This window comes from Rhizobium sp. RAF56, assembly GCF_052113965.1.
Classification (GTDB): Bacteria; Pseudomonadota; Alphaproteobacteria; order Rhizobiales; family Rhizobiaceae; genus Rhizobium.
Genome location: NZ_JBFRDU010000023.1, coordinates 16808 through 34353 on the forward strand (window position 1 = coordinate 16808; position 17546 = coordinate 34353).

At 63.5% G+C, this 17546-nt stretch carries 14 protein-coding genes; 11 read left to right on the plus strand and 3 right to left on the minus strand.

Annotation, left to right across the window (positions count from 1 at the left end; translation table 11 throughout):
* Positions 1–207 precede the first annotated feature (207 nt).
* From AB4048_RS19065 to AB4048_RS19100, 8 genes are all read left to right on the plus strand, one after another.
* Positions 208–2511: a transglycosylase domain-containing protein gene (locus AB4048_RS19065; protein WP_442203555.1), complete on the plus strand. Its 2304-nt coding sequence runs from the start codon at positions 208–210 to the stop codon at positions 2509–2511.
* A 328-nt stretch (positions 2512–2839) separates the two neighbouring features.
* Positions 2840–4756, plus strand: a complete 1917-nt coding sequence (gene dnaK / locus AB4048_RS19070; protein ID WP_442203556.1) for a molecular chaperone DnaK — start codon at positions 2840–2842, stop codon at positions 4754–4756.
* A gap of 82 nt (positions 4757–4838) precedes the next feature.
* Positions 4839–5975, plus strand: coding sequence for a molecular chaperone DnaJ (gene dnaJ, locus AB4048_RS19075; RefSeq protein WP_442203557.1), 1137 nt, complete (start codon positions 4839–4841; stop codon positions 5973–5975).
* A 266-nt stretch (positions 5976–6241) separates the two neighbouring features.
* Entirely contained in the window at positions 6242–7795 is a 1554-nt protein-coding gene (locus tag AB4048_RS19080; protein WP_442203558.1) for a DHA2 family efflux MFS transporter permease subunit, read from the plus strand.
* A gap of 119 nt (positions 7796–7914) precedes the next feature.
* The gene (locus AB4048_RS19085; protein ID WP_442203559.1) at positions 7915–9156 is read left to right on the plus strand and encodes a class I SAM-dependent methyltransferase; all 1242 of its coding nucleotides are present in this window, start codon (positions 7915–7917) and stop codon (positions 9154–9156) included.
* A gap of 364 nt (positions 9157–9520) precedes the next feature.
* A complete protein-coding gene (gene recF, locus AB4048_RS19090) occupies positions 9521–10651 on the plus strand; it encodes a DNA replication/repair protein RecF (RefSeq protein WP_442203560.1) in 1131 nt (376 codons plus the stop codon).
* Between the two features lie 40 nt (positions 10652–10691).
* Positions 10692–11465: a molybdopterin-synthase adenylyltransferase MoeB gene (locus tag AB4048_RS19095; RefSeq protein WP_442203561.1), complete on the plus strand. Its 774-nt coding sequence runs from the start codon at positions 10692–10694 to the stop codon at positions 11463–11465.
* The gene (locus AB4048_RS19100) at positions 11462–12010 is read left to right on the plus strand and encodes a GNAT family N-acetyltransferase (protein ID WP_442203562.1); all 549 of its coding nucleotides are present in this window, start codon (positions 11462–11464) and stop codon (positions 12008–12010) included. The genes AB4048_RS19095 and AB4048_RS19100 overlap by 4 nt, the downstream gene beginning before the upstream one ends.
* Positions 12011–12037: 27 nt before the next feature.
* Here AB4048_RS19100 and AB4048_RS19105 read toward each other — a convergent pair whose 3' ends face one another.
* Positions 12038–13039, minus strand: coding sequence for a 2-hydroxyacid dehydrogenase (locus AB4048_RS19105; RefSeq protein WP_442203563.1), 1002 nt, complete (start codon positions 13037–13039; stop codon positions 12038–12040).
* A 247-nt stretch (positions 13040–13286) separates the two neighbouring features.
* Here AB4048_RS19105 and AB4048_RS19110 point away from each other — a divergent pair, with 247 nt between their 5' ends.
* A complete protein-coding gene (locus tag AB4048_RS19110) occupies positions 13287–13826 on the plus strand; it encodes an SH3 domain-containing protein (protein WP_442203564.1) in 540 nt (179 codons plus the stop codon).
* Here AB4048_RS19110 and AB4048_RS19115 read toward each other — a convergent pair.
* Positions 13819–14811, minus strand: coding sequence for an adenosine kinase (locus AB4048_RS19115; RefSeq protein ID WP_442203565.1), 993 nt, complete (start codon positions 14809–14811; stop codon positions 13819–13821). The two genes, AB4048_RS19110 and AB4048_RS19115, sit on opposite strands and share 8 nt — an antisense overlap.
* 369 nt (positions 14812–15180) lie before the next feature.
* Positions 15181–15762 carry a c-type cytochrome gene (locus AB4048_RS19120; protein WP_442203566.1) on the minus strand — a complete coding sequence of 194 codons (582 nt, stop codon included), beginning with the start codon at positions 15760–15762 and terminating at the stop codon, positions 15181–15183.
* A 149-nt stretch (positions 15763–15911) separates the two neighbouring features.
* Between AB4048_RS19120 and AB4048_RS19125 the strand changes: the two genes are divergently transcribed.
* Both AB4048_RS19125 and AB4048_RS19130 read left to right on the plus strand, forming a co-directional pair.
* A complete protein-coding gene (locus AB4048_RS19125; RefSeq protein ID WP_442203567.1) occupies positions 15912–16667 on the plus strand; it encodes a 3-deoxy-manno-octulosonate cytidylyltransferase in 756 nt (251 codons plus the stop codon).
* Positions 16668–16680: 13 nt separating this feature from the next.
* The gene (locus tag AB4048_RS19130) at positions 16681–17535 is read left to right on the plus strand and encodes a prephenate dehydratase (protein WP_442203568.1); all 855 of its coding nucleotides are present in this window, start codon (positions 16681–16683) and stop codon (positions 17533–17535) included.
* The last annotated feature ends 11 nt before the right edge of the window (positions 17536–17546 follow it).

Sequence of the window (17546 nt, forward strand, 5' to 3'; positions counted from 1 at the left end):
GGCAGCGCCTTGCCCTCGACGTGCAAGCCTTGATGGAAACGCACGCATTTCAGTTCAACTTGTCATTAACGGCCCCTTAAATCGCCGCATTTAAAGTTCACCGAGCGGCAGGGCCGCGGCTGTCGCATCGCGCGTGGCAAGGCAAGCGACAGGACGACGCCGAGGGACGGTACGTCGTCAGAACCATCGGGAAACAACCGGTCCGCAATGGCAGGCAAAAGCAGATCACGCCAGAGGATAGAGCCCTCCTTTTCCGGCAGGGCGCCAAGCGACGACGATGAGGTGAGCATCGGCGCCGACGATCGCGTGGCTGGCGGGCGTTCGAGTGCCGCGCGTGAAGCGCGTCCGCGCCGCGACAAGCCTGCAAAAGCGAAACGCCGAGGCGGCCGCAAGCGCCGCGCGCGGCGTGATGGCGGCGGCTTCTTCGGTTTCCTGCGTTTCGTAATCTATTGGTGCCTGGTTCTGGCGCTCTGGGGCGGCATCGGGGTCGGTGGCCTGGTGCTCTACTACGGCTCGCGCATGCCGAGCGCCAGCACCTGGGCTATCCCCGCCCGTCCGCCGAACGTCAAGATTAACGATCGGGACGGCAGCGCCATCGCCAATCGCGGCGCCACCGGCGGCGAGGCGCTGACGCTCGACGAGATGTCGCCCTATATCCCCGAGGCGATCGTGGCGATCGAGGATCGCCGTTTCTATTCGCATTTCGGCGTCGATCCGATCGGGCTTGCGCGCGCCCTCGTCACCAACGCCATCACCGGCCACACCGTCCAGGGCGGCTCGACGCTGACGCAGCAGCTCGCGAAAAACCTCTTCCTTTCGCCCGAGCGGACGCTGGAGCGCAAGGTGCAGGAAGTACTGCTCGCCTTCTGGCTCGAGCACAAATACACCAAGGACCAGATCCTTACGATGTATCTGAACCGCGTCTTCTTCGGCTCCAACGCGTTCGGCGTCGAAGCGGCCTCGCGGCGCTACTTCAGCAAGTCGGCGCGCGACGTGACGCTTGCCGAAGCGGCGATGCTCGCGGGCCTTGTGAAGGCGCCGTCGCGGCTGTCGCCGGCGCGCGATCCGCAGGCAGCACAAGCCCGTGCCCAGGTCGTGCTGCAGGCAATGCGCGATCAGGGCTATATCGGCGACGCCGAGATCAAGACGGCGATGTCGCAGCCCTCGACCCGCGCCAAGAGCTATTGGAGTGGCGCTGAAAACTATGTCGCCGACATGGTCATGGACCAGCTCCCGGGCCTGATCGGCGGCGAGATCAAGGAAGACGTCATCGTCGACACGACGCTCGACGCCGGGCTTGAAAAGAAGGCCGAACAGTCGCTCAACGACATCCTCGACCGCGACGGCAGGAAGCTCAATGCCTTGCAGGCGGCATTGGTCTCGGTTGACAGGACCGGAGCCGTGCGCGCGCTCGTGGGCGGCAAGGACTACGCCGAAAGCCAGTATAACCGCGCCGTCACCGCGAAACGCCAGCCGGGCTCGGCTTTCAAGCCCTTCGTTTACGCCGCGGCGATGGAAATGGGCATGACGCCGCTCTCCATGCGCAACGACGCGCCGGTGAAAATCGGCAACTGGACGCCGGAAAACTACGAGCAGAAATACAACGGCCCGGTGACGCTGGAGACGGCGCTTGCCCACTCGCTGAACACGATTGCCGCCCAGCTGGTCATGGAAGTCGGCCCTGAGCAGGTGATCAAGCTTGCCCACAGGCTCGGCATCGAGTCAGAGTTGCAGGCCAATGCCTCGATCGCGCTCGGCACGTCGGAAGTGTCGCTGCTGGAACTCACCTCGTCCTATGCCGCCTTCATGAATGGCGGCTATAAGGCGACGCCGCACGTCATCGCCAAGGTGACGACCGCGTCCGGCAAGGTGCTCTACCAGGCGAATTTCGGCGATCCGCCACGCCTATTGAGCGAAACGGTCGTTGCCAACATGGATGCCATGATGGCGGGCGTGATTTCGGTCGGCACGGGCAGGTCGGCGCGCATTCCGGGCTGGCAGGCGGCCGGCAAGACCGGCACGACGCAATCCTTCCGCGACGCGCTCTTCGTTGGCTTCACCAACGAGATGACGACGGGCGTCTGGTTCGGCAACGACGACGGCAAGTCGATGAAGAAGGTGACGGGCGGAGGCCTGCCGGCCAAGGCCTGGAAGGAGTTCATGGTTGCCGCGCACAAGGGTCTGACCCCGACGCCGATCTTCGGCGGCGGCCAGATCATCGACAACGGCGCAACCATCGCCGCAACCGGCAAACCCACGACGATCGAGAGCATCCTCTCCGGCGTGCTCGGCAACGACAGCTCTGCGGGCGCGCCACCGGCTACAGTCCCCGGCACGCGCGTGGCCACCAACGAGGAGCCGCAGGACATGCCCGCGGCGGGGGCTGGCGACGACATCAATCCCTATGCATCTCGCCACATCACGCCGCCCGCCGACATCGGCGAGCCGGCGTCCGGCGGCAACCGGCGTCCTCACCGCACCACGCTGCTCGACCTGATCCTCGGCAATTGACCCAAGCCTTGTCGGTAAGCTCCCCCTTCCGCTGCAAACGCCCGACTTGGAAGCAGTGCGAGCGCCCTTTCGCGACATTGCGATCGGGGGCGGCAAGACGAGACGCTTGCCGTATGCTAAAACCGCATCGAGGCATTCGGATATTTGACAAAAGCGCTTTCTTTGCCGGTTTGCGGCCAACTTCTCGCCTTGCAGTCGGAAGAAGCGCTCCTTATATACGCGACATCACGGCAGTCATGACTGCGCAATCATCAAGACCATCCCGTAAGGGGCTGTTAGGGAAATGCCTTCTTGGGGTTCCGACAGCTTGCTTCAAGGAGAGAATGACATGGCAAAAGTAATTGGTATCGACCTCGGAACGACGAATTCCTGCGTCGCCGTGATGGACGGCAAGGACGCGAAAGTCATTGAAAACGCGGAAGGTGCTCGCACCACGCCCTCCATGGTGGCCTTTTCCGACGACGGCGAACGTCTCGTCGGCCAGCCGGCCAAGCGCCAGGCGGTTACCAACCCCACCAACACCCTCTTCGCTGTCAAGCGCCTGATCGGCCGCCGATACGAAGATCCGACCGTCGAGAAGGACAAGAAGCTCGTTCCCTTCACGATCGTCAAGGGTGACAATGGCGACGCCTGGGTCGAAGCCAACGGCAAGCCTTATTCCCCGGCACAGATCTCCGCCATGATCCTTCAGAAGATGAAGGAAACCGCTGAATCCTATCTCGGCGAGAAGGTCGAAAAGGCCGTCATCACCGTTCCCGCGTACTTCAACGACGCCCAGCGTCAGGCCACCAAGGACGCCGGCAGGATCGCCGGTCTCGAGGTGCTGCGCATCATCAACGAGCCGACCGCGGCAGCGCTTGCCTACGGCCTCGACAAGAAGGACGGCAAGACGATCGCCGTCTACGACCTTGGCGGCGGCACCTTCGATATCTCCATCCTGGAAATCGGCGACGGCGTCTTCGAAGTGAAGTCGACGAACGGCGACACCTTCCTCGGTGGTGAAGACTTCGACATGCGTCTGGTCGAGTACCTCGTCGCCGAGTTCAAGAAGGACAACGGCATCGACCTCAAGAACGACAAGCTCGCCCTGCAGCGCCTTAAGGAAGCTGCCGAAAAGGCGAAGATCGAACTGTCGTCCTCGCAGCAGACCGAAATCAACCTGCCGTTCATCACGGCGGACGCCACCGGTCCGAAGCACCTGACGCTGAAGCTCACCCGCGCCAAGCTGGAAAGCCTGGTCGACGATCTCGTGCAGCGCACCGTCGCGCCGTGCAAGGCGGCCCTCAAGGACGCCGGCGTCACCGCCGCTGAAATCGACGAAGTTGTTCTGGTCGGCGGCATGAGCCGCATGCCGAAGGTTCAGGAAGTCGTCAAGCAGCTGTTCGGCAAGGAGCCGCACAAGGGCGTCAACCCGGATGAAGTCGTGGCGCTTGGCGCCGCCATCCAGGCCGGCGTTCTGCAAGGCGACGTCAAGGACGTTCTGCTGCTCGACGTAACCCCGTTGTCGCTCGGCATCGAAACGCTCGGTGGTGTCTTCACCCGTCTGATCGAACGCAACACGACGATCCCGACGAAGAAGGGCCAGACCTTCTCGACCGCCGATGACAACCAGTCGGCCGTGACCATCCGCGTCTCCCAGGGCGAGCGCGAAATGGCCGCCGACAACAAGCTGCTCGGCCAGTTCGACCTCGTCGGCCTGCCGCCGGCGCCGCGCGGCGTGCCGCAGATCGAAGTCACCTTCGACATCGACGCCAACGGCATCGTCCAGGTTTCGGCCAAGGACAAGGGCACCGGCAAGGAACAGCAGATCCGCATCCAGGCCTCCGGCGGTCTCTCCGACGCCGACATCGAAAAGATGGTCAAGGACGCGGAAGCCCATGCTGCCGAAGACAAGAAGCGTCGCGAGGGCGTCGAAGCCAAGAACCAGGCCGAAAGCCTGATCCATTCCAGCGAGAAGTCGCTGAAGGATTACGGCGACAAGGTCACGGAAGCCGACCGCAAGGCGATCGAAGACGCGATCGTGGCGCTGAAGGCTGCGACCGAGGCTTCCGAGCCGGACGCCGAAGACATCAAGGCCAAGACCCAGACCCTCATGGAAGTGTCGATGAAGCTCGGCCAGGCGATCTATGAATCCCAGCAGGCGGAAGCCGGCTCGGCCGACGCCTCTGCCGGCGGCGATGATCACGTCGTCGATGCCGACTATGAGGAAATCAAGGACGAAGACGACCGCAAGCGGTCTGCATAAGCGCGAACCGCAGCATTCTGCGGAAACTTAGATCCGGCTGCCTCAGGGCAGCCGGAAATCCATTTCCGGGGTCGGATCCTTAATGGCAAAAGCGGACTATTACGAAACTCTGGGTGTGGCCCGGTCGGCGGACGACAAGGAGCTGAAAAGCGCTTACCGCAAACTGGCGATGAAATTCCATCCCGACAAGAATCCCGGCGATCATGAAGCCGAGCACAAGTTCAAGGAACTCAACGAAGCCTACGAAACGCTGAAGGACCCGCAGAAGCGGGCGGCCTATGATCGATACGGCCATGCAGCCTTCGAGCATGGTGGCATGGGCGGTGGTGGCTTTGGCGGCGGCGGTTTTGCAGCCGGTGGGTTCTCCGATATCTTCGAAGACATTTTCGGCGAGATGATGGGCGGCGGCCGCTCGCGCGGCCGTTCGTCGGGCGGACGCGAACGTGGGGCGGATCTCCGCTACAACATGGAAATCGCCCTTGACGAGGCCTTCACCGGCAAGACGGCGCAGATCCGCGTGCCGACCTCGATCACCTGCGACGTCTGTTCCGGCTCCGGCGCCAAACCTGGGACGCAGCCGAAGACCTGCGGCACCTGTCAGGGCGCTGGCCGTGTCCGTGCCGCGCAAGGCTTCTTCTCCGTCGAACGCACCTGCCCGACCTGTCACGGCCGCGGCCAGATCATCGCCGACCCCTGCACCAAGTGCCACGGCCAGGGCCGCGTGACCGAAGAGCGGTCGCTCTCGGTCAACATTCCGGCCGGCATCGAAGACGGTACGCGCATCCGCCTGCAGGGCGAAGGCGAGGCCGGCTTGCGCGGCGGTCCGGCGGGCGACCTCTATATCTTCCTGTCGGTCAAGCCGCACGAGTTCTTCCAGCGCGACGGCGCCGATCTCTACTGCTCGGTGCCGATCTCGATGACAACAGCGGCGCTCGGGGGCACAATCGACGTCGCCACCCTCGACGGCACAAAGTCGCGCGTCTCGGTGCCCGAGGGCACGCAGGTCGGCAAGCAGTTCCGCCTCAAGGGCAAGGGCATGCCGGTGCTGCGCTCCAGCCAGATCGGCGATCTCTATATCCAGATCCAGATCGAGACGCCGCAAAAACTCACCAAGCGCCAGCGCGAGCTGTTGCAGGAGTTCGAGCAGATCTCGTCGAAGGAGAACAATCCGGAATCGACGGGCTTCTTCGCCCGGATGAAGGAATTCTTCGAAGGTTGAGGTTCGCCTCACGTTCAAGATCGAAGCCGGACGGGAAACCCTCCGGCTTTTATTTTGGCCGGACGCGCCCCCGGGCGCTCAACCAGCGGCTGACGCCTATGATGTTTGCCGGCTAAATACCGCCAGTGTTGGCGGCAAGTCCTCCACCCGCCCAGAAACGCTGCCGCGAATGTGATCGGTCGCCGCTGCAATTTCTTTTGCCAGATGGCGCTGCCGCATGGTTTTCTCGGTTATGTAGCGGGTGGCTCTTCTGAGAGGGACGGGCATTGTCGCAAGACATCGCGGAGCGGAAGGCGGGACCGGCTGGCGCTTGGACCTGGGCCGGGTTCGTCGCCATGTGCGTCGGCATGTTCATGGCGATCCTCGACGTGCAGGTCGTCGCGACATCGCTGCCGACGATCCAGGGTGCGCTCGATATCCCCCAGGATCAGATGAGCTGGGTGCAGACCGCCTACCTCATTGCCGAGATTATCGCCATTCCACTTACCGGCATGCTGACGCGGCTTCTCGGCATGCGCCGCCTGTTCGTCGCGGCGATCTCGGTATTCACGCTCGCCTCCGCCGGTTGCGCACTGAGCGGCGGCTTTTCCGAATTGATTGCCTTTCGGGTGGTGCAGGGGTTCTCGGGCGGGACGCTCATTCCGGCCGTGTTTTCGGCGGTCTTCCTGCTTTTTCCCGTGGACAGGCAGGGCGTGGCCACGACACTTGCCGGCGTGCTCGCGGTGCTCGCGCCGACGGTGGGCCCGATCGTCGGCGGCTGGATCACCGAAACCTATTCCTGGCATTGGCTGTTTCTGATCAACATTTTGCCCGGCATCCTCTCGGCCCTCGTCGCAAGCCGCGCGCTGCCGGCGGCGCCGATGCGGCTTTCCGAGGCGAGGCGGCTCGACCTTTTGTCGCTGGCGATGCTGGCGATCGCGCTTTCAAGCCTCGAGATCGCGCTCAAGGAGGCGCCGGATCGCGGCTGGATGTCCGGGCTGGTCCTCGGGCTCTTGGCGCTCAGCATTGCAAGCGCTGTCGGCTTTTCTGGACGGACGCTCATGGCCGCAAGCCCGGTCGTCGATCTCAGGAATTTCGCCGATCGCAGTTTCACCGTCGGCTGCATCTTGAGCTTTGCCCTCGGTATCGGCCTGTTCGGATCGGTCTATTTGATGCCGGTATTCCTAGCCTTCGTGCGCGACCACAATGCGCTGGAGATCGGCACCGTCATGCTGGTCACCGGCGTTGTGCAATTGCTGACGGCTCCGGCTGCCGTCGCCTTGGAACAGCGGCTCGACGCAAGGCTGCTCTCGGCGGCGGGATTTGCCCTCTTCGCCCTCGGCCTTGGCCTCAGCGCCTGGCAGACGCCGCAGACGGATTTCGCCGGCATGGCCTTGCCGCAGGCGATCCGCGGCCTTGCCATCATGTTCTGCCTGCTGCCGCCGACGCGGCTTGCGCTCGGCGGTCTGCCAGAGGCACGGGTGCCGGATGCGAGCGGCCTCTTCAACCTGATGCGCAATCTCGGTGGCGCGATCGGCATCGCGCTCATTGATACGGTGATCTACGGCCGGGCGCCACAACTCGCCGACGGCATCGTCGCGCGGCTGAAGGCCGGGGATGTCGCGACCGCAACGTTCGTCGGCATCCCGCTCGACAAGTTTCTCAACCGACCCGCGGGCCCGCTCGATCCCGACACGCAGGCGGCGCTCGAAACGCTGGTCGAGAAGGCGGCGCTGACGCAGGCGATCAACGAGGCCTGGCTGATGATCGCGATCCTCACGGTCGCAGCCCTCCTCTCCATCCCGCTCGCCAGACGGCGAACTACACCGCAAGGGAAGTGAGCCCGGATTGATGCCGTGCCTCTCGATCGAAGCGGATACATCTCGCCTTTCTTAATCTCGATGCTAGGATGCCGGCATTTCGCTCGCGCCTGCGCGGCCTTGGCTACGAAAGGGTATGCATGTTTCCACTATCCCATATGATGAAATCCTTCATTCGCAAGGGCCGGCTGACGGTGATTGATGCGGCCGGCAAACGGCACGTCTTTTCAGGTGCGCCGGGACCCGAAGTCACGATGCGGCTGACCGATCCGAAGCTCTATCGCAGCCTGGTGTTCAGCGCCGAACTCGCCGCCGGCGAGGCCTATATGGACGGCACGATGCGTTTCGAGGAAGGTTCGACGCTGCGCGACTTCCTGACGCTCTTTTCGGTGAACCGCCTGTCGCTCGGCAACTATCCGATCCAGAAACTGCTGAGAGCCGTCAAGATGCGCTTCCGCAAGCGGCAGCAGTCGAACCGCAAGGGCCAGGCGCAGCAGAACGTCGCGCACCACTACGATCTCGGCAACGATTTCTACCGCCTGTTTCTCGATGAGAACATGCTCTACTCCTGCGCCTATTTCCGTCATCCCGAGGAGACGCTGGAGCAGGCGCAGCGCAACAAGCTCAGGCTGCTTGCGGCCAAGCTCGGCCTGAAACCCGGCATGAAGGTTCTCGACATCGGCTCCGGCTGGGGGGATCTGGCGCTCTATCTGGCCGCGCTCGAAAATGTCGAAGTGCTCGGCGTGACGCTGTCGAAGGAACAGCAGGCGCTCGCAACCGAGCGGGCGAGCATTGCCGGTCTCTCCAACCGGGTCCGCTTCGAACTCAAGGACTACCGCGATGTTGCAGGTCCCTTCGACCGCATCGTCTCGGTCGGCATGTTCGAGCATGTCGGCGTGCATCACTACGACGAGTTCTTCGCCAAGCTGAATGCGTTGATGGCGGACGATGGCGTTGCCGTCCTGCATTCCATCGGTCATATGAGTCCGCCCGGCATGGCGAGCCCCTGGCTGCGAAAGTACATTTTCCCGGGCGCCTATTCGCCGGCGCTGTCGGAAGTGTTCGAGGTGGTGGAGCGCAACAGCCTGTGGGTGACGGATCTCGAATTCCTGCGCGTGCACTACGCAACGACGCTGAAACACTGGACCGACCGTTTCGAGGCGAACCGCGACAAGGTGATCGCCCTGTACGACGAGCGCTTCGCGCGCATGTGGGAGTTTTATCTGATCAGCGCGGAGATGATGTTCCGCACCGGCAGCCAGCTCGTCTTCCACATGCAGCTGTCGCGGTCGCGGGACGCCGCTCCGCTCGTCAGGGACTACATCACCGACAAGCAGCGTGCCTATGTGGAGCGCGAAAAGGTGCTGAATCTCGCGGTTTAGGTGCATGATTGTGGGGGGAGACTCTTGATAAATCAATGGGTTGAATAGATTTACGTCCCCCTACCCTGGAACTGCTTTATCATTACGCCGTTCCGCCTTCGGATACACCGCGAGGCGTCGCGGCGAGGCACCGACAATCCGCAAAAAGTCCCGGACGCAGCCGCAGACCACCGAACGGGGCGCTTGGAGGTGCCATATATTGTTCGTTTGTGCGGTAGCTTTAAGCGCCCGTCCGAACAAGTTTAAAACCGCGGGCGGGAATGACGCGCGGATGAAAGTGTTGCCGTCCTGTCGTCGCCGCGTGACCTTGCCATTGCCGGGCGTTCGGCATAGCTCTCATCCAGCCAGGAAATCCGGAATCCGCATGCCGCACAAGGTCTCTATCAATCGTCTGAAGCTTGCCGACTTCCGCAACTACGCGTCGGCCGCACTTGCCTTCGACGGCCGGCATGTCGTGCTGACCGGCGACAACGGTGCCGGCAAAACCAATCTCATGGAAGCGGTCTCCCTCCTGTCGCCGGGCCGGGGTCTCAGGCGTGCGCCCTATGGCGATGTCACGCGGGTCGGGGCGGCGAGCGGCTTTGCGATCTTCGCCGAACTCGACGGCATGGCGGGGGAAGTCGAAATCGGCACCGGCGTCGAGACCGCCGACGAAGCGGCCGTGCGGCGGCTGCGTATCAACGGTACCGCGGCAAAGACAGCCGATGAACTCACCGATCACTTGCGGGTGCTTTGGCTGACGCCTGCCATGGACGGGCTTTTCACCGGCGGGTCGTCCGACCGGCGCCGCTTTCTCGACCGGCTGGTGCTGTCGCTCGATCCGGCGCACGGGCGCCGCGCCAGCGATTTCGAACGCGCCATGCGCAGCCGCAACCGCCTGCTTGCCGAAGGGCGTTTCGATCCCGCGTGGCTTTCCGGCATCGAGGCGCAGATGGCGAGCCTGGGCATTGCCATGGCGCTGGCGAGGGCTGAGATGCTGGGGTTGCTTGCGCGCCTGATCGATGAAAGTCGCGAGGCCACGCCCTTTCCGACGGCGACGCTCGAACTCTCGGGATTTCTCGACGGGACGCTCGACCGCCCGGCGGTGGATCTCGAAGACGACTATGTCGCGCTCCTGCGCGAAGGCCGTTATCGCGACGCTGCCGCCGGCCGCACGCTCGAGGGTCCGCACCGGGCGGACCTTCTGGTACGCCATCGTGACAAGGGCATGGAAGCGGAACGCTGCTCCACCGGCGAGCAGAAGGCGCTGCTGGTCGGGCTGGTGCTCGCCCATGCCCGCCTGGTCGGCAATCTGACCGGCCACGCCCCGGTGCTGCTTCTTGATGAGATCGCCGCCCATCTTGACGAGGGCCGCCGCGCCGCTCTTTTCGACCTGATCGATGCGCTCGGCGGCCAAGCCTTCATGACCGGCACGGACCAGTCGATGTTTTCAGCGCTCGGCGCGCGCGCGCAGTTCTTCACTGTCGCTCACGGCGGCGTGTCGACTGATCCGTAGCGCTTTCCCCCCTATTCGAAACGGTGCTAGCATCGCTCCCATGGAACCACTTGATCAAGATGAAATCGCCCGCTATCAGCGCCACATCCTGTTGCCGGAAGTCGGCGGCGCGGGGCAGCAGAAGCTGAAGGCCGCGCGCATTCTGGTCATCGGCGCGGGCGGGCTAGGTGCGCCAGTGCTTTCCTATCTCGCCGCTGCCGGCGTCGGAACGCTGGGGCTGATCGACGACGATCGCGTGTCGCTCTCCAACCTGCAGCGCCAGGTGATCTACGACACCGGAACGGTTGGCGAGATGAAAACCGAGAGTGCCGCGCAAGCGATTGCCCGGCTGAACCCGCATGTGCGCACGATCCGCTTCGAGGAGCGTTTCGAACCGGCAACTGCGCCGCGGCTAATGTCCGGCTTCCAAATGGTGATCGACGGTTCGGACAATTTCGACACCCGCTATGCTGCAGCCGATGCGACGGAGTCCGCACGGGTGCCGTTGGTGACGGGAGCGGTCGGACGCTTCGACGGCTCGCTCACCGTGCTTAAACCCTACGAGACCGGGCCGGACGGCGTGCAAAATCCGAGCTATCGCGACCTTTTTCCCACGCCGCCGCCGGCCGGTCTCATTCCCGTCTGCTCGCAAACCGGCATCATCGGCGCGCTGACCGGCGTCATCGGCACTCTGATGGCCATGGAGGCGATCAAGCTAGTCACCGGCATCGGCGAACCGCTCGTCGGACGGCTCTTGCTCTACGATGCCCAGGCTGCGCGCTTCGACACGGTCCGATACAGGAGACGGCATCCGTCAGAGGGGAAAACCGTGTGATCATCCGCCGCATCGATCGTGATTTTTCCCGGTGGGACGAGGTGCTCGATCTGATCCTTACCTCCTTCGCCTATATGAACGGGCGGATCGACCCGCCTTCTTCCGCGCTGACGCTGACGGCCGAAGCACTGGCCGAAAAGGCCGAAGCGGAGATCGGCTATGTCGTCTTGGAGGAGCAATTCCAGGAAAGGTGCGACGCGGTTTTCCGTCCGGAAAACGGAAACGTTCTGGAGGGCGAAACGCTGCTCGGCTGCGTGTTCCTAAGGCCTGAGCCGAACTGCCTTTATGTCGGCAAGCTCGCGGTCGCGCCGGCGGCGCAGGGAAGGGGCGTCGGCCGGCGGCTGATGGCGGTCGCGGAGGAAACGGCGCGCGGCCTTAACCTTCCGGAGTTGCGGCTCGACGTGCGCCTGGAGCTGACGGGCAATCAGGCCGTGTTTGCGGCCTGGGGCTTTGAAAAGACCGCGGAACGCGCCCATCCGGGCTACGACCGCATAACGCAGATTGAAATGCGAAAATCCGTAGCGCGGTTGCGCCGGGAGGCGTGAAGACGGGGCAAGCCCGCCGCCATCGCCTCACCGGTCGGGCAGAACCCGGTTTGGTGGACGGTGGCCGTCGATGAAGGTGCGGATGTTGATGATCACCTTGTCGCCCATGTCGATGCGGCCCTCGATGGTCGCCGAGCTCATGTGCGGCAGAAGCACGACCTTGCCATCGTTGGCGAGCTTGACCAGCTTCGGGTTGACCGCCGGCTCGTTCTCGAAGACGTCGAGGCCGGCGCCCGCGATCTTCTCTTCACGGAGCGCCTTGATCATCGCCGCTTCGTCGATGACGTCGCCGCGCGCAGTGTTGACGATGTAGGCGGTCGGCTGCAGCAGGGCGAGCCGGCGGGCCGAGATCAGGTGGTAGGTCGCAGGCGTCGACGGGCAGTTCACCGAGACGATATCGACGCGGGCGAGCATCTGGTCGAGGCTATCCCAGTAGGTCGCCTCCAGCTCGTCTTCCGTGGCGGCGCTAACGCGCTTACGATTGTGGTAGTGGATCGACAGGCCGAACGCCTTGGCGCGGCGGGCGACCGCGGTGCCGATACGCCCCATGCCGACGATGCCGATGCGCTTGCCCCAGATGCGCCGGCCGAGCATCCATGTCGGCGACCAGCCGGCCCATTCGCCGGGCTGGTCGGTGAGCACCCGCGCACCTTCGGCGAGCCGACGCGGGATGGCGAGGATGAGCGCCATGGTCATGTCGGCGGTATCTTCGGTGAGCACGTTCGGCGTGTTGGTGACGGTGATGCCCTTGCGTGCGGCCGCTTCGATGTCGATGTGATCGGTGCCGTTGGAAAAGCTCGCGATCAGCTTCAATTGTGGCCCCGCCTGCTCGATGAGGGCGGCGTCGATGCGGTCGGTGACGGTCGGCACGAGCACTTCAGCGGTCTGCATCGCCGCCACCAGTTCCGGCTGCGTGCGCGGCCGATCGTCCACATTCAGCGTGGCATCGAAGAGTTCGCGCATCCGCGTCTCGACCGCGTCCGGCAGCTTGCGCGTGATGTAGACGTTGGGTTTTTTCTTGGTCGTCATGGGCTGATCGAGAGGCCTTGTTCAGGGGTTATTAACCAAGACGGGGCATGATTTTCCCGTTTCCGGCAGTTCTACCAGACCCGCGAGCGAAGACAAACAAAACTCGCGTCGGCTCTCGGGCGACTTTCACCGGAGACGTCCAACGGCGGTCCGACCGCGATCATGGCTATCTTTCTGAAATACCAAGATTTTTGCCGGGCCGGCCTGGATCCTGCCACAGATTTGAACTTAAGCGAACGGACGTTCCATGCGAAGCAAATTCATGAAGTCCTGCGTCGTATTCGCGATCGGCCTGATGCTTGCGGCCGGCCACGGGTTGCCGGCAGCCGCCCAAGCGGCCAAGGGGCCGAGCGGTCTGCCGCTTCCGCGCTTCGTGACACTGAAGTCGAAGCGCGTGAACCTGCGCATCGGACCGAGCGCCGACTACGCCGTATCGTGGCTCTACACCAAGGCCGGTCTGCCGGTCGAGATCATCCAGGAATACGACAACTGGCGCCGCGTGCGCGATGCCGACGGCACGGAGGGCTGGGTCAACCAGTCGCTCTTGTCCGGCCAGCGTGCGGCGGTCGCCGCACCCTGGATGAGGGGTAAGGGCAAGGCGGTCTACGTCAACATGCGTCGCGATCCGCAGCCCTCCAGCTCTGTCATGGCCAAGCTCGAGCCGGGCGTGAACATGGTGATCAAGGAATGCACGGGCGAATGGTGCCGCACGGTCGCGGACGGCACCGAGGGCTGGGTGGCGCAGTCTGAAATCTGGGGCGCCTATCCCGGCGAGGCCTTCAAGTAAGGCCGGCCTCGCTCGCGGCCTCCGAGAGCGACTTCATCGGCCGCGGCCCGATCTGCTGGATGACGATCCCGGCGGCGAGGCATCCGAGCCTGCCGCAATCTTCCAGCGTCCGACCCTGCGTATAGCCGTAGAGGAAGCCGGCGGCGAAGAGATCGCCGGCACCCGTCGTGTCGACAAGTTCATCGAGTTCGATCGCACCGACATAGTGCCGCTCGCCGCCGCGCAGGATGACGGCGCCGTCCTCGCTCATGGTGACGGCTGCGATCTTGCAATCTGCGGCGATCCGCGTCAGCGCTTCCTCGAAATCGCGGGTCTCGTAGAGCGCCAGCACTTCCTCGCGGTTGGCGAAGACGATGTCGACGGTGCCCGAGCGCATCAGGTCTAGGAACTCGTCGCGATAGCGCCCGACGCAGAAACTGTCCGATAGCGTCATCGACATTTCGCGGCCGTGCGCATGGGCGATGCGGGCGCATTCGAGGATAGCCTCCTTGGCACGCGGCGGATCCCAGAGGTAGCCCTCGAAATAGGTGACCTTGGCATCGGCCACGACATCGGCTTCGATATCCTCGGGGCCAAGCTCGACGCAGGCGCCGAGATAGGTGTTCATCGAGCGCTCGCCGTCCGGTGTCACGAAGATCATCGAGCGGGCGGTCGGCGGGAACGTGCCCTTGGGCTTCGTCTCGTAGTGGACGCCCTGGGCGCGAATGTCATGCGCGAAAATCTCGCCGAGCTGGTCTTCGGCGACCTTGCCGAAATAGGCGGCCTTCGCCCCGAAGCTCGCAGCGCCCGCCGCCGTGTTGCCGGCGCTGCCGCCGGAGGCTTCGAGCGCCGGGCCCATGCGCGAATAGAGATGCTCGGCGCGCTCGGCGTCGATCAGGTTCATCGCCGCCTTGGTGATACTGTTGTCGATCAGGAATTGATCGTCACAGCGGGCGATAATGTCGACGATCGCATTGCCGACGGTCAGTACATCGAAACGTGCCATATAGAGGAGGATCCCGGAACAGGTGATAGCCGGTATCCGGTATTAGCGGTTTTTCCGCGGTTTGGAAGAGGAATCGATAATTGGGGGTGCCAAGAGGCGTCAACGCTGTCATGCGCACGTCATTCTCCCGGGGTAGAACCCTCTCACGCTAGGCCTGACGTCATGAAGACGCGATGGCAGGCGACGAGGCCGAACGGCCTCACCGATTGCGTGACGCTGACCACGGATGAACTGGCAGCCTTGCGAATCGGATGCTCGGTGGGACCGGGCCGAAAGCGGGCTCTGCCCGCTTTTTTTGTGCCCGGACCGTCTTGGGGAAAAAGAAAACCCGGCCGGAGCCGGGTTCGCAAGCAATCATGTGTTGGACGATCAGTTCGTCGCCGGCGGCGCGTTTGGATCCGGCAACGGGAGAGGGCTGTCGGAAAGCGTGCGCAGGAAGGCGATGACGTTGGCGCGGTCTGCGTCCTTCGGAAGGCCCGCGAAGCCCATGGCGGTTCCCGGGATGTCCTTCTTCGGAGCCTTCAGGAAGTTGCTCAGGTGGTCGTAATCCCAGGTCACGCTACCGCCCTTGGAGAAGTCCTTGATGGCGGCCGAATAGGCGAAGCCTTCGTGCGAAGCGATCTTGCGGCCGAGGACACCAAAGAGGTTCGGACCGACCTTGTTCGGTCCGCCGCTGGTGCCGTCATGACAGGCCTGACACTTCTTGAAGATCGTCTCGCCGGCCTTGGCGTCGGCCTTCTGCATCAGCTGCGCGATCGGTGTTTCGGGCGCTGCCGCCTCGGCGCCGCCGCCACCTTCCGCCGATGCGGTCTCGGCTCCGGCGATGGTAAAGCCCGGCTTCTCCGGCGCTTCGCTGAGGAAGATGCCGCCTGACACGAGCGAGGCGGACTTGAGGACGAACAGCGTCGCCAGAAGTGCGCCAACACCCATGTTCACGTAGGATGAATTCATTCGTATGCTCCCCTCGCCACCGGCAAGCCTGCCGGGCCATCTTGAAATCGGCGGAAACCTATGTCTTTTGCCGATTTCTTGCAACTCTCTAAACGGTCTCGAACGTGAGACTTATTGACACTTTTCCGAGCGAATTTGAAGGTCGAACTATGACGGATCAGAATTTAGACAGGACGCTCGTGCTGATTCCCGCGCGCATGGCGTCCACGCGCCTGCCAGGCAAGCCGCTGGCCGATATTGCCGGCCTGCCGATGATCGTCCAGGTGGCCATGAGGGCGCGCGAGGCGGCGATCGGGCGAATCGTCGTCGCCGTCGACCATGACGATACCTTCGCGGCGGTTTCGAAGGCCGGCTTCGAGGTCGTCATGACCCGCCCGGACCATCAATCCGGTTCCGACCGGATCTTTGAAGCGCTGCAGAGCGTCGATCCCGAAGGCCGCGCCGAAATCGTCGTCAACGTGCAGGGCGACCTGCCGACCATCGATCCGGAAACGATTCGCGCCGCGCTCAGGCCGCTTACCGATCCCCAAGTCGACATCGCGACGCTGACCGTCGAGATCGCGGACGAAGAGGAAAAGACCAACCCGAACGTCGTCAAGGTGATCGGCTCGCCAATTTCCGACAGCCGGCTGAGGGCGCTCTATTTCACCCGCGCCACCGCGCCGCACGGCAAGGGTCCGCTCTACCACCACATCGGGCTTTATGCCTATCGCCGCGCGGCCCTCGAAAAATTCGTAGGCCTTGGTCCGTCCAGTCTCGAAAAGCGCGAATCGCTGGAGCAGTTGCGGGCGCTCGAGGCCGGCATGCGCATCGACGTCGAGATCGTTGACACCGTTCCGCTCGGTGTCGATACTCCGGCCGACCTTGAAAAGGCCCGCCGCCTGCTCGGCCGCGCCCCACTCTGACGGATTTTCCAAAATGACGAACCGGACCAACAAGATTGCCTTCCAGGGCGACTACGGCGCCAATTCCGACATGGCCTGCCGCGACATGTTCCCGACCATGGAACCGATGCCCTGCCAGACCTTCGAGGACGCCTTCGTCGCGCTCGATACCGGTGAGTCCGATCTCGCGATGATCCCGATCGAGAACACGATCGCCGGCCGCGTCGCCGACATCCATCACCTGCTGCCGGAATCGCGCCTGCACATCGTCGGTGAGTATTTCATGCCGATCCGCTTCCAGCTGATGGTGCTGCCGGGCGTGACGAAGGAAGAGATCCGCACCGTTCACAGCCATATCCACGCGCTCGGCCAGTGCCGCAAGATCGTGCGCGCCAACGGCTGGAAGGCGGTGATTGCCGGCGATACCGCAGGTGCCGCCAAGCTTGTCCAGCAGACCGGCGACCGCACGATGGCGGCGCTTGCGCCGCGGCTCGCGGCCGATCTCTACGGCCTCGACATCATCGCCGAGAACGTCGAGGACACCGAAGACAACATGACGCGCTTCGTCATCCTGTCGCGCGACGAAAAATGGGCCGAACGCAAGACGCCGGAAGAGAAGATCGTCACCACCTTCATCTTCAACGTCCGCAATATTCCGGCCGCCCTCTACAAGGCGATGGGCGGCTTTGCGACGAACGGCATCAACATGACCAAGCTCGAAAGCTACCAACTGGGCGGCAAATTCGTCGCCACTCAGTTCTACGCCGACATCGAAGGTCATCCGAACGACGAACCCGTTCGCCACGCGCTGGACGAGCTCCGCTTCTTCTCGGAAAAGGTTCGCATTCTCGGTGTCTACAAGGGACATCCGATGCGGGGGCTTCTTTAGATCTCCGACAG